The sequence below is a fragment of the Pseudoxanthomonas sp. UC19_8 genome, from assembly GCF_042700505.1.
GTDB classification, from domain to species: domain Bacteria; phylum Pseudomonadota; class Gammaproteobacteria; order Xanthomonadales; family Xanthomonadaceae; genus Pseudoxanthomonas_A; species Pseudoxanthomonas_A winnipegensis.
Genome location: NZ_CP170559.1, coordinates 115,785 through 128,682, shown reverse-complemented (window position 1 = coordinate 128,682; position 12,898 = coordinate 115,785). Strand labels below are relative to the sequence as shown.

Sequence of the window (12,898 nt, the reverse complement as noted above, 5' to 3'; positions counted from 1 at the left end):
GGGCGGCCCTGCTGCCGTCAATCCGCCCGCTCAGCCCGCGGCCGTGGCCAATGCGGGCAGCGCGCCGCCGGCCACCGCCGCGGCAATGGCCGCATCGCTGTCGGCGGTGTCGATGCCGCAGCGCGCGTACCAGGCCGGGTCGTAATAGCTGTGCGCGTAGCGGTCGCCGGCATCGCACAGGATGGTGACAATGGAGCCGCGGCGACCGGCCCGGCACATCGCGTGGGCGGCGTGCAGCACGCCGACCAGGTTGGTGCCGGTGGAGCCGCCCACGCGCCTGCCCAGGGTCGCGCTGGCCCAGCGCATCGCCGCCAGGCTCAGGGCATCGGGCACCTTGACCATCGCATCGATGCAGGCCGGCACGAAGCTCGGCTCCACCCGCGGCCGGCCGATGCCCTCGATGCGCGAGCCGCAGTGGTGCAGGCGCGCCGGATCGCCCGTCCCGCCCAGCGCATCGCGGTAGTAGTCGAAGAACACCGAGTGCTCCGGATCCACGCACAGGATGCGCGTGGCATGCCGGCGGTAGCGCACGTAGCGGCCCAGCGTGGCGCCGGTGCCGCCGGTGCCGGGGCTGCACACGATCCATTCCGGGATCGGATGCGGCTCGGCCGCCATCTGCTTGAAGATCGACTCGGCGATGTTGTTGTTCGCCCGCCAGTCGGTCGCGCGCTCGGCGTAGGTGAACTGGTCCATGAAGTGACCGCCGTGCTCGCGCGCCAGGCGCTCGGACTCGGCGTTGATCGCCCCGGCCTGCTCGACCAGATGGCACTGGCCGCCGTAGAAGGTGATCGCGGCGATCTTCTCCGGCGAAGTGCTGGCCGGCATCACCGCGATGAAGGGCAGGCCCAGCAGCCGCGCGAAGTAGGCCTCGGACACCGCGGTCGAACCGCTGGAGGCCTCGATCACCGGCGCGCCCTCGCGCAGCCAGCCGTTGGCCAGCGCGTACAGGAACAGCGAGCGCGCCAGCCGGTGCTTGAGGCTGCCGGTGGGATGGCTGGACTCGTCCTTCAGGTACAGGTCGATGCCGGGATAGCCAGGCAGCTCCAGCGGGATCAGATGGGTGTCGGCCGAGCGGTTGAAGTCGGCCTCGATCTTGTGGATGGCGGCAGCCACCCAGTCACGCTGCGACATGGGCGCGGAGTACTGGAAAGAAGGCGATCCATTCTAGCCCCTGTGTTCCCCCACGCCTAAGCGCGACGCACGCCACCCGCCGCAACGCGAATCACGGCACCACGATGTCGGAGGCCAGCATCGGCGTGTACCTGGGCAGGCGGCGTGCCCGGGTGGCCTGTTCGAAGTCGTAGCCGTAGCCGAGCAGCCGCGCCTCGCTGAAGGCCGGTCCGAGAAAGGAGACGCTCACCGGCAGCCCGTTCGGCGTCATCCCCGCCGGCACCACCAGGTCGGGATAGCCGGACAGGTTGGCCAGGTCGAAGGCGGTGTCGCCCGGCTTCACCGGCTGCGGGTTGGCCGGCGGCTGGATCGGCGAGGCCGCGGTGGGCACGCTGAGGTAGACGATGGCGTCGAGCCGATATTTCTCCAGCATCGCATCGAGGCTCGCCTTCACCAGCGCCATGCCCTGCTGCCTGGCGGTCAGATAGACCGGATCGTCCAGCGCCAGCGCGACCGTGTTGGTGTAGCGGAACCCGTAGGCCTTCTGCGGACTGGGGTAACCGGTCCTGGGATCGCTGGCCAGGCGCGCGAGATCGTCGAGGGACTTGGGATAGCGCGGCGCGGTGGTCTTCAGGTAGTCGGCGATCTGCGCCTTGAACTCGGACTGGGTGATGGTGAAGTAGAGATCGTCCTTGGCGTCCAGCAGATAGCGCGGATAGTGGAAGTCCACCGTCTCGGCCCCCAACCCGCGCAGCGCCTGTACGGCCTGCTCGAACACCGCATCGACGCCGGCGTCGCGGCCGCCGAAGTCGCGGGCGATGCCGATGCGCGCGCCCTTGAGCGCGCCCTGGCGCAGGGAAGCGGCATAGTCGCGCTCCACGCGGCCCTGGCTGCGCGAGGTCATCGCATCGTCCGGATCCACCCCGGCCATGACGTTCAGCGCGACGGCGATGTCGGCCACGCTGCGCGCCATCGGCCCGGCGGTATCCAGCGACAGGGCCAGCGGCACGATGCCGTCGCGCGAGAGCAGGCCGTTGGTCGGCTTCAGGCCGACGATGCCATTGACCGAGGAAGGCCCGCGCACCGAGCTGCGCGTGTCGGTGCCCAGGCCGAACTGCGCGAACGCCGCCGCGATGGCCGCGCCCGTGCCGCCGCTGGAGCCGGACGGGCCGTAGTCCAGCGCATGCGGATTGCGCGTCTGCCCGCCCAGGCTGCTGTAGCCATTGGGCACCGCCCCGGCCTTGAGCACCGCCGGATCCCTGGACCCGCCGACGCTGCCACCGCCGGCGGCGAACTCGCTGAGGTTGACCTTGGCCAGCACGATCGCGCCGGCCGCGCGCAGGCGCTTGACGATGAAGGCATCGTCCGGCGGCAGGCTGCCGGCCAGCAGCGACGAGCCGGCAGTGGTCGGCAGGTCGAAGGTGTCGATGTTGTCCTTCAGCACCACCGGGATGCCGTGCAGCGGGCCCCGCACATGGCCTGCCTTGCGCTCACGGTCCAGCCGTCGCGCCTCGCGCAGTGCCTTGGGGTTCAACGCGATCACCGCGTTGATGGTCGGGCCCTGCTTGTCGTAGGCCGCGATCCGCGCCAGGTAGGCGCGCACCAGGGTCTCGGAGGTCAAGGCGCCATCGGCCATCGCGGCCTCCAGCTGGGTCACCGTGGCGGTTTCCAGGTCAAGCGGCGCGGCGGCGAGGGCCGGTGTGGTCAGCGCCAGCGTGAACCACAGCAGCGCGCGGCGCAGGGGGTGCAGCGTCATGGCGAGTCCTCTATGGCGAAAAGGTGCGGCGGGCCTGCGGACGCCGGCGTTCAACGCCCGACCACATCGGTGGGCAACGACGGCGTGTACCGGGGCAGCACGATCGCGTGCGCGGACTGCTCGAAGTCGTAGGCGTAGCCGAGCAGCCGGCCCTCGCTCCAGGCCCGGCCGAAGAAGGACAGCGTCACCGGCAGGCCGTCGGGCGTCATGCCGGCCGGCACGATCACATCCGGGAAGCCGGTCTGGTTGGCCAGCATCGCCGGGCCCAGGCGACGCGCGCCGCCGCCGGGAGCGCGATCCTCGCCGATCTGCGCGGCCGGCGAGGGCACGCTGGGATAGACCATCGCATCGAGCCGATGCTGGGCGAACAGGCCCTCGATCACCGCGGTGGTCAGCGCCAGGCCCTGCTGCCGGGCCGCCTGATAGATCGGGTCGTCGATCGATGGCGCCTGGTCCATCTTGGCCAGGCTGTCGCGCTTCCACGGGCTGGTGTAGGCGGTCTTCGGGTCGCGCGCCTCGGCCACCAGCTCGGTCAGGGTGCGCGGGAAGCCGGGCCGCAGCGTCTTGAGGTAATCGGCGATCTGCGCCTTGAACTCGACGTCGATCATCATCCGGTGCATCGGCCCCATCTCCTCGATCAGGAATTCCGGCAGCCGGACCTCATCGACCACGGTCGCGCCCAGCGCCTGCAGCCGCAGGATCGCCTGCTCCATCACGAAGTCGGTCCTGGCGCTCTGGCCGAAGAAGTCGCGCATCACGCCGATGCGCGCGCCCTTCAGGCTGCCTTTGACCAGGAAGCGGGTGTAGTCGGTCTGCGCGTGGCCGGCGCTGGCGGCCGTGGCCGGGTCGGCCGCATCGACGCCGGTCATCGCGCCCAGGCCCAGGGCCACGTCCTCGATGTTGCGCCCCATCGGGCCGCCGGTGTCGAAGGACAGCGCCAGCGGGATGATGCCGTCGCGGCTGAGCAGGCCGCGGGTCGGCTTGATCCCGGCGATGCCGTTGGCCGAGGACGGGTTGCGGATCGAGCCGGCGGTGTCGCTGCCCAGGCCGAACTGCGCGAAGGCCGCGGCGATGCCGGCGCCGGTGCCGCCGCTGGAGCCGGACGGACCCCGCGTCGGATCGTGCGGGTTGTGGGTCTGCCCGCCGAGCGAGCTGTAGCCGTTGGGCGCGCCGCCGCCGTAGGCGAACTCGTGCAGGTTGACCTTGGCCAGGAACACCGCGCCGGCCTCGCGCAGCTTCCTCACCACGAAGGCATCGTCCGGCGGGATGGAGTCCTTGAGCATCTGCGAGCCGCCGCTGGTGGGCAGGTCGAAGGTGTCGAAGTTGTCCTTGAGCAGCACCGGGATGCCATGCAGCGGCCCGCGCACCTTGCCGGCACGGCGCTCGGCATCCAGCCGGCGCGCCTGCTCCAGCGCATGCGGGTTGAGCGTGATCACCGCGTTGATCGTCGGCCCCTGCTTGTCGTAGGCCTCGATGCGCTTGAGATAGGCCGCGGTGAGCTGTTCGGAGGTGAGCGTGCCATCGCGCATCTGCGCGGCGACCTGGGGGATCGTGGCGGTGGTGATGTCCAGCGCCCAGGCCGGCCCGACCAGGCCGGCCAGCAGCAGCACGCCGGCCAGCAGCAGGGGATGACGCGCATGGGCGCGGGAGGCGGTGACCTGCATGGACGGATCCTGTGGCGATCGAGCGGCGGTGACGGGCGGGACGGGCTCAGTACTCGAACCGTTCCCCCGGCAGCGCGGGCGTGGTGGACGGAGAGATGCGGTGGTGAGTGGCCTGCTCGTAGCCATAGGCGTAGGCCAGCAGGCGCGGCTCGCTATAGGCCGGGCCGAGGAAGGAGATCGTCACCGGCAGGCCATCGGCGGTCGCCCCGGCCGGCACGATCACGTCGGGGAACTGGGCCACGTTGGCGATGTTGGTCAGGGAGGGCGAGCGCGGGCGCTCGACGATCTCCGGGGTCTTCGGATCGATCAGCTCCGGGCGCGCCGGGCGCGTGGGATAGACCAGCGCATCGAGCCGATGCTCCTGGATCAGCGACAGCACCGCGCCCTGCACCGCCTTCATCCCGTACTGCTTGGCGTAGGTGTAGCCGATGCTGGTGGTCGGCGGCGTCTGGCCCAGCGCCAGGAAGCGCTTGAACACGCTTGGATGCGGCTTGAACTCGCCCTGCGGCGCGGTCAGCTTCAAGCCCCGCTCGGCCAGCTCGGTGATGGTCCTGGGAAAGCCCGGGCGCAGGGTGCCCAGATAGTCCAGGTAGTTGTCCTTGACCTCGGCGCGGATGGGGTTGGACACGCCGGTGCGCGCCAGCGCCATCTCCGGATAGTGCAGGTCGTCGACCAGCACCGCGCCGAGCTGCTCGAGCTCCTTCAGGCTGGCCTGGAACACCCGGTCCACTTCCGGATCGGTCCCGGTCAGATCGCGGATGACGCCCAGGCGCACGCCCTTGAGCGACTGCTTGTCCAGGAACCGGGTGTAGTCGTGGAAGAACAGCCCGGCGCTGGTGCTGGTCAGCGGATCCTTCGGGTCCACGCCGGTCATGAAGCCCAGCGCCAGCGCCGCGTCGTACACCGTGCGCGCCATCGGCCCGCCGGTGTCGAAGCTCAGCACGCAGGGCATGATCCCGCTGCGCGAGACCAGGCCGGTGGTCGGCTTGATGCCGACCACGCCGTTGGCGAAGGACGGGCCGCGGATGGAGCCGCCGGTGTCCGAGCCCAGTCCCAGCGGCGCGTACCAGGCGGCCAGGCCCGCACCGGTGCCGCCGCTGGAGCCGTTCGGGATGCGCCGCGGATCGTGCGGGTTGCGGGTCTGGCCCAGGCGCGAGGAGAAGCCGACGCCGCCGTGGGCGAACTCGTCCATGTTGACCTTGGCCAGGATGATCGCGCCGGCCTGGCGCAGCTGGCGGATGGTGGGCGCGTCCTGGTAGGGCACCGACTTGGCCAGCACGAAACTGCCGCCGCTGGTCGGCATGTCGGCGGTGTCGTAGTTGTCCTTGGCCAGGATCGGGATGCCGTGCAGCGGCGAGCGCCGGCCCTGCTGGCGGAACTCGCGGTCCAGCGCGCGCGCCGTCTCCAGCGCACGCGGGTTGAGGGTGATCACCGCGTTCAATCCCGGCCCCTGCTTGTCGTAGGCCTGGATGCGCGCCTGGTACAGCTGCACCAGCCGCTCGTAGGTCAGCGCGCCGGCGTCGACCGCGGCCTGGATGTCCTGCACGCTCGCCGTTTCCAGGTCGAAGGTCGCCGCGGCGGCGCGGGCGGTCGGATAGAGCAGCAGGCCCAGGGACAGGGCCAGCGTCAGCAGAGGCTTCATGGGCGGGTCTCCACGGCAGACGGAAGGACGATCAGTAAGTGATGACGTCGCTGGGCAGGGCCGGCGTGTAGCGCGGCAGCTGCCGGGCGTGGGTGGCCTGCTCGAAGTCGTAGCCATAGCCCAGCAGCTTCGGTTCGCTCCAGGCCGGGCCGAAGAACGAGACCGTCACCGGCAGGCCTTCCGGGGTCATGCCCGCCGGCACGATCAGGTCCGGATAGCCGGTCTGGTTGGCGAAGCTCGTCGCCGAACGCGGCCGCCCCTTGCCCAGCAGGGTGGTCGGGTCCAGGTCGATCCGCGTGGCCGGCTTGGGCGAGGTGGGATACACGATCGCGTCCAGCCGGTACTTCTCGAACAAGGCGTCGATGCCGGCCTTGATCGCCGCCATCTCCTGATGCTTCAGCGCCAGGTACGAGGGGTCGTCCAGGTCCAGCGCCAGGCCGGCGGTGTACTTGAGCGCGAATGCCTTCTGCGGGCTGCGGTAGCCGGTGGCCGGATCGTTGGCCTTGGCCACGACCTCGTCGAAGGAACGCGGAAAGCCCGGCTTGAGCGTGTGCAGGTAATCGGTGAGCTGCGCCTTGAACTCCGAGGCGACCAGCAGGTTGTAGTTGGGGCCCTGGGACGCGAGCAGGTACTGCGGGTAGCGCACGTCCACCACGCTGGCGCCCAGCGACTTCAGCGTCGCGATGGCGCGCTCGACCACCGCGTCCACACCGGCGTCCTGGCCCATGAAGTCGCGGGCGATGCCGATACGCGCGCCCTTGAGCGCGCCGCGCTTCAGGTCGGGCGTGTAGTCGTGTTTCAGGTATGCCGCGCTGGGCGCGGTGGCCGGATCGGCCGGATCCACGCCGGTCATGGTGCCCAGCGCCACCGCCACGTCGTAGACGCTGCGCGCCATCGGCCCGCCGGTGTCGTAGGACAGCGCGAGCGGCACGATGCCATCGCGGCTCATCAGGCCGCGGGTCGGCTTCAGCCCGGCGATGCCGTTGACCGAGGACGGGCCGCGCACCGATCCGCCGGTGTCGGTGCCCAGGCCGAACTGCGCGAACGTCGCGGCGATGGACGCGCCGGTGCCGCCGCTGGAGCCGGACGGGCCGCGGGTGGGATCGTGCGGGTTGCGGGTCTGCCCGCCCATCGAGCTGAAGCCATTGGGCACCGAGCCCTTGCGCACCGTGTCCTGATCGTCCGCGCCGCTGACGCTGCCGCCGCTGCCGGCGAACTCGGACAGGTTGACCTTGGCCACGATCACCGCGCCGGCCTCGCGCAGCTTCTTCACCACGAAGGCATCGTCCGGCGGCAGGGAGCCTGCCAGCAGCTGCGAGCCCGCCGTGGTCGGCAGATCGAAGGTGTCGAAGTTGTCCTTCAGCACCACCGGCACGCCGTGCAGGGGACCGCGCGTGGTGCCGCGCTTGCGCTCGGCATCCAGCGCCCTGGCCTCATCCAGCGCGCGCGGGTTGAGGGTGATCACCGCGTTGATCATCGGGCCGCGCTTGTCGTAGGCGCGGATCCGTTCCAGGTAGGCGGCGACCACCTGTTCCGAACGCAAGCCCTGGCCGTAGGCCTGCTGCAGGTCGGCGATGGAGGCGGTCTTGATGTCGAGCGTTTCCGCCTGTGCGGCGGCGATGCCCAGCGCGGCGATGAGCGGGAAGGCGATGCGGACGCGCAAGGCCTTCATGGACAGAAGCGGAGCGTGCGGGGTCATGACGGGTGGCCTGTCGAAAGGGAGAGCCGCGCCACCGGCGCGGTGGCGGGCATGCGGGGAGAGGCAGGCGCACGGATCGCCAGGTCGCAGGGCGGCCTGACCCATGCGCGCTGTCGGGCGCGGTCAGAAGTCGTAGCGGGCGGTCAGCTCGACCCGGCGCGGTGGCATCACCGAGACCAGGCCGGGCGCGGTGTCGGTGTTGCGCGCCCGGAAGTACAGCTCGTCGAAGATGTTGTAGCCGTTCACCTTCAGGTTCCAGTCGCCCAGCTTGTAGGTGACGGCCAGGTTGAACACCGTCGCCGACGGCAGCCGCAGGGTCTTGAGGCGGTCGGCCCAGACCGAGCTCCAGTAGGTGCCGCCGAAGACCACGCCGAACCCGCTGTCGAAGTCGTAGGCCGCGTTGAAGCCGTACTGGCTCTCCGGATTGCCGGTGCGGTCCATGTAGTTGGCCAGCACGCTGCTCGGCACGGTGATGATCGTGCGCCCGCCGTAGAGGAAGGCATCGGCCGGGTAGACCACCTTGCCGGTCGTCGGATCGACCACGTCCTTGAAGCCGAGCTGGGAGGCGCTGAGCATGTAGGTGGTGGTCGAGTTGAACAGGTACTTGGCCTTCTGGAAGTTGACGTAGCCGGACAGGTAGAAGCGGTTGATCGGCATCCACTTGATCTCGCCTTCCCAGCCCCGGGTCACGGTGCTGGAGACTTCCGCGCCCAGGGTCACGTCCACGTTGCTGGTGACGTCGGTGCGGGTCTGCTTGTAGTGCGAGGCGGTGAAGGCCAGCCGGCCGTCGAACAGGTCCGCCTTGAGGCCCTGCTCCTGCAGGTCGGCGCTGCCGATATGGCCGCCCGGCGAGGTGATGGTCGAGCGGTCGAGGCCGTTGTTGGAGGTGTCCAGCGTCACGCTGGACTTGGCGTAGGTGATGTAAGGCCGCAGCCCCCAGGGCAGCTGCTGGGACAGGCTGACGCTCCAGGAGGCGCCGCCGTCCCAGCCCTGGGCGGACTGCTCGGGCAGATAGCTGTTGACGTAGCGGATGCTGCCGTCGGGGTTGTAGTAGGCGAAGCTCGCGTTCTCGTTGAAGCGGTAGAAGTCCCAGGCCTTGGCGTGCGAGACGTCGTAGCGCGCGCCCAGCAGCAGGTTGGTGCCGCGCAGGAAGCCGGTGTCCTTCTGGAACATGTCCACGTCGAACATCACGCCCAGGCCGATCTCGTTGAACCAGCTCTGGCGATCGGTGGTGGACGGCGCGCCGGTCTGCACGCTGGCATCGTCCAGCTGGTTCCAGAACAAGGTGTTGGGCACGGCGATGCCATCGCCGTACATCACGTCCTGGCGCCAGTCGTAGTCGCCGCCGGAGGAGCGGATCTTGCTGCGCGTCTCGCGGTAGTTGAGCGAGGCCAGGCTGTTGACGCGCAGCCAGGCGGGCAGCCAGCGGTCGGGAATGCGATAGGTGGTGGTGACCTTCTCCTCCCACACGCGCACGTCCTGCTTCTCGCCGTAGGGCAGCTGCGAGTTCTTGAACGAGTCCAGGCGGTCGTAGAACGACTGGATCTTCATCGTGAAGTCCGGATGCGTGTCGTAGATCAGGTCCGCGTAGTACATGTTGGAGTCGGCATCCTGCAGCCGCTCGTAGGAGCCGTTGCGGAAGTAGTCCACGTCGCTGTAGCCGGTCGTGGCCGGATCGAGCACGAAGCCGATCGGCAGATAGCCCGAGGTCGGCAGCACGCCGCCGACGCCCTGGGCCAGCAGCAGCTGCGAGACCGGATCGTTGGCGCCGCGGGACGACAGATAGCTGTACATCGACTGCGGGATGCCGCCGATCTTCGGGAAGTTGCCGACATCGCAGTAGTTGGCCCCGCACCTGGGCCAGGTGAAGCCCTGGTACAGGGACCGGTTGTTGGTGCCCACCCTGCCCCGGATCGGCGAGGCCAGGTTGCGCTCGGTCAGGCCGATCGCGCCGTCGCCGTTGAGGTCCAGCTGCGCCAGCGGCATGCCGCTGACGTACTGGCCGCTGTCGATCAGGGCCTGGCTCACCCGGTTCATGTAGGCGCCCTGGGTCTTGGAGTTCTGGAACTGCCCGCCCATCTCCAGGCGGAACGGGCCGGCCACATCGTCCAGGCTGATCGAGCTCTGCAGGATCTTCTGCCTGACCGTGACCTGGTCGATGTAGGAGTCCGAATCCTCCATCAGCCCATAGACGTAGTAGCCGCCCCTGCGCTCGCCCACCGACATCGGCCCGCCGATGCCCGCCGAGCTCTCGGCGCGGTCGAAGCTGCCGGTGATGGCCTGCACGAACCCTTCCGGCTTCTCCAGATAGGCGCCGTTGGCGGCGCGGCCGGACTTGGGCACCAGGTTGGTGTAGCCGCCGATCTTGCCCATGCCGTAGATCGGCGAAGGCGGGCCCTTGACCACCTCGATCGAATCCATCGCCGACAGATTGGTGCGCGTATGTCCCTGCATGTTGAGCCGCTTCATGCCGCGGAAGAACATGTCCGCCGGAATGCCGCGCACGTTGATGCCGCCCTGCAGGCCGTAGCGGGTGGTGGTGAAGGTGCCCGGCACCGCGCGGGTCAGGTCGTCGACGCTGTTGATGCCGAGCAGATCGATCTGGGTGGAGTCGATGAAGGACACCGTGCGCGGCGTATCCAGCAGGGTCTTGTCGAATCCGGTGGACGACGCGCTGCGTTCCTCCAGCGGCGAACCGCCGGCCACGCCGGTGACGCTGACCGAGTCCAGCGTATTGACCTTCTTCTCCGAGGACGGCTTGTCGGTCTCGGACTGGGAGAGCGCCACGGTCGGCACCCACATCAAGAGCAACAGACTGCGCACGGCGAGCTTGAGCAGCGGACAGCGTTCCGCCTTGATCGAAAGACGATGCATGGGTGAGGTTCCGGGAAGGGGGCGCATGACGCCGGCCGAGCGGATCCGCATCGGCAGCGCATCCAGTCAGACGCTGCGCTGCGGCATGCCCCCTACCTTGCGCGAGAAAAAAATCTCCACATGTCGATCACGATGATCTCGGGACGAGTGGATCGCGCCGATTTCGAAGAGAACCGTCATTCCCGCGAACGCGGGAACGACGGTGAAGGTCTGCAGACGCACGCCACGGTGCATTCCCCACTCCTCGAGACACCACACACCGACTCGCACGCTACGCAACGCATCGCGCGCACATGGCAGGTAGGGTCCGCCGGATCGTTGGCGTCTTCCTTCATGCATGCAGCGACTGCATGCCGACACAGCGGGGGATTCGGGTGGCCATCGGTCCGGGGAGACGCCTTTGAGCGCGCACAGCGATGCCAGATCGTTCGGGAAAGGCCCGCGTGCGGCGTCCGTGCGCGCGCAGCCGGCCCGCACTGCGGGCAGCTGGATCCTCGGGCCATCCCGCGACCTGCTCTTCATCGTCGCCGCGCCGGTGCTGGTGCTGGTGCTGGCCACGGCGCTGTTCGGCTGGCAGGGCGCGGCGCGGGCCACCTCGCTGATCCTGGTGACCCATGTGGTGATGACGGTGGCCCATCACCTGCCGACCTTCATCCGCATCTACGGCGACGTCGAGTTGTTCCGCCGTCACCGCTGGACCTTCCTGCTGGCGCCGGTGATTCCGTTCCTGGGCGCGCTGTCGGCGCTGACCTATCTCAACGCCCGCGGCGATCCGGTCGAGAACGTTCTGTATCTGTTCCTGCTGCTCACGCTATGGGATCCGTGGCATTTCCTGATGCAGCACTACGGCTTCACCCGCCTCTACGACCGCGGCGGCAACGCGCCGCCGCCGCTGGCCGCGCGCATGGACTTGGTGCTGTCGGTCGGCTGCTTCGTCGCCATCATGCTGCTGTGCGGGGACTGGCTACCCGACCTGCTGGAAGACCTGTACCGAGTCGCCGGCCTGCCGCTGATCCTGGCCTTGCCCGATGCGCTGCCGCAGGCGCTGGTGCGCGCGGGCCTGACGCTGGGCGGCGTGTCGATCGCGGCCTATGCGGGCTACCTCGTGTACTGCCGGCACAAGGGCTGGCGGATCAGCCGGATCAAGCTCGCGCTGTGCCTGAGCTTCTTTGCGGTGATGTATCTGGCCTACACGCCCAATGCCTGGATCCAGGCGCTGGCGCCGGGCTGGAGCTTCAAGGTCGGCTTCGCCGTGGTCGGCATCGTCCACATGACCCAGTACCTGGCCATCGTCTGGCACTACAACCGCAACCTGGCCCGGCGACCGGGCCGCGCACGCGGCGGCGTGTTCGCGCGCGCCTTCGCGCGCGGCGGGTTGGCCATCGCGCTGGTCTACACCGTGCTCTGCCTGGGCTACGGCGCCGCGCTGTCCGGCCAGCATGCCTCGCGCGGGTGGATGACGCTGCTGCTGGCGCTGGGCTTCACCTCGACCCTGCTGCACTACTACTTCGACGGCTTCATCTGGAAGCTGCGCCACCGCCAGAACCAGGAGAATCTGCTGACCGCAGGCGAGGCCGCGAGCCCGTCGTCGGAAGGCGCGCGTTCGTGGTGGACCCACGGCGCCGCACGCGGCCCCGGCACGGTGCTGGCCAGGCACGCGCTCTACTTCGGCGTGCCGATGCTGCTGCTGACGATCGGCGCGGCCCGCGTCTGGCGCGCGCCGATGGCGCCCTACACCGCGCACATGGTGCAGGCGCAATGGCTGGCCGGACAGGGCGACGCGGCCGGGGCCGTGCGCGCGGCGCGGCAGGCCCTGGCCGCCATGGACGCGCAGTATCCGCTGGCATCGAAGCTCGCCGCCCTGCAGCCGAGCGCCTCGCGCCAAGCGGCGCTGGCCTTCCTGCTGCACGATCGCGCCCGCTACCGGCAGATGCTGCTGCCCACCCTGGACGCGAGACCGATCACCCAGGCGCAGCTTCACGCCTACGCCCAGGCGGTGGCCGATGCGGCCGACCGGCTGGAGCACGCCCTGGCGCTGCGCGGCAGCCCCGCCCACGAAGGCCGCGAACGGATGACCGCGGACGACGTGCGTCGCGTCGTCGCCGAATGGCGCGCCGAGGCGCGCGCCCTGCAGCCGGGCCACGCCTGATGAC

General features: G+C 69.5%; 8 protein-coding genes. 1 reads left to right on the top strand and 7 read right to left on the bottom strand.

Annotated elements, in window-relative coordinates; translation table 11 throughout:
- Positions 1-30: 30 nt before the first annotated feature.
- The 7 genes from ACFJIT_RS00570 to ACFJIT_RS00540 form a co-directional block, all read right to left on the bottom strand.
- The gene (locus tag ACFJIT_RS00570) at positions 31-1,131 is read right to left on the bottom strand and encodes a PLP-dependent cysteine synthase family protein (protein WP_379654668.1); all 1,101 of its coding nucleotides are present in this window, start codon (positions 1,129-1,131) and stop codon (positions 31-33) included.
- A 91-nt stretch (positions 1,132-1,222) separates the two neighbouring features.
- Positions 1,223-2,866: an amidase family protein gene (locus ACFJIT_RS00565; RefSeq protein ID WP_379654667.1), complete on the bottom strand. Its 1,644-nt coding sequence runs from the start codon at positions 2,864-2,866 to the stop codon at positions 1,223-1,225.
- A gap of 50 nt (positions 2,867-2,916) precedes the next feature.
- The gene (locus ACFJIT_RS00560) at positions 2,917-4,530 is read right to left on the bottom strand and encodes an amidase family protein (RefSeq protein ID WP_379654666.1); all 1,614 of its coding nucleotides are present in this window, start codon (positions 4,528-4,530) and stop codon (positions 2,917-2,919) included.
- Positions 4,531-4,576: 46 nt separating this feature from the next.
- Positions 4,577-6,172 (bottom strand): amidase, encoded by a 1,596-nt coding sequence (locus ACFJIT_RS00555; protein ID WP_379654665.1) that lies wholly within the window; start codon positions 6,170-6,172, stop codon positions 4,577-4,579.
- 31 nt (positions 6,173-6,203) lie between these two features.
- Positions 6,204-7,844 (bottom strand): amidase family protein, encoded by a 1,641-nt coding sequence (locus ACFJIT_RS00550; RefSeq protein ID WP_379654664.1) that lies wholly within the window; start codon positions 7,842-7,844, stop codon positions 6,204-6,206.
- Between the two features lie 150 nt (positions 7,845-7,994).
- Positions 7,995-10,745, bottom strand: coding sequence for a TonB-dependent siderophore receptor (locus tag ACFJIT_RS00545; RefSeq protein WP_379654663.1), 2,751 nt, complete (start codon positions 10,743-10,745; stop codon positions 7,995-7,997).
- A gap of 66 nt (positions 10,746-10,811) precedes the next feature.
- On the bottom strand, positions 10,812-10,967 hold the full coding sequence (locus tag ACFJIT_RS00540; protein WP_379654662.1) for a hypothetical protein: 156 nt from the start codon (positions 10,965-10,967) through the stop codon (positions 10,812-10,814).
- Between the two features lie 232 nt (positions 10,968-11,199).
- Between ACFJIT_RS00540 and ACFJIT_RS00535 the strand changes: the two genes are divergently transcribed.
- Positions 11,200-12,894, top strand: coding sequence for a hypothetical protein (locus tag ACFJIT_RS00535; RefSeq protein ID WP_379654661.1), 1,695 nt, complete (start codon positions 11,200-11,202; stop codon positions 12,892-12,894).
- The last annotated feature ends 4 nt before the right edge of the window (positions 12,895-12,898 follow it).

Coding starts and splice junctions, on each gene's coding strand:
- ACFJIT_RS00570 (WP_379654668.1), bottom strand. CDS start 1,131: ATGTCGCAGCGTGACTGGGTGGCTGCCGCCATCCACAAGATCGAGGCC.
- ACFJIT_RS00565 (WP_379654667.1), bottom strand. CDS start 2,866: ATGACGCTGCACCCCCTGCGCCGCGCGCTGCTGTGGTTCACGCTGGCG.
- ACFJIT_RS00560 (WP_379654666.1), bottom strand. CDS start 4,530: ATGCAGGTCACCGCCTCCCGCGCCCATGCGCGTCATCCCCTGCTGCTG.
- ACFJIT_RS00555 (WP_379654665.1), bottom strand. CDS start 6,172: ATGAAGCCTCTGCTGACGCTGGCCCTGTCCCTGGGCCTGCTGCTCTAT.
- ACFJIT_RS00550 (WP_379654664.1), bottom strand. CDS start 7,844: ATGAAGGCCTTGCGCGTCCGCATCGCCTTCCCGCTCATCGCCGCGCTG.
- ACFJIT_RS00545 (WP_379654663.1), bottom strand. CDS start 10,745: ATGCATCGTCTTTCGATCAAGGCGGAACGCTGTCCGCTGCTCAAGCTC.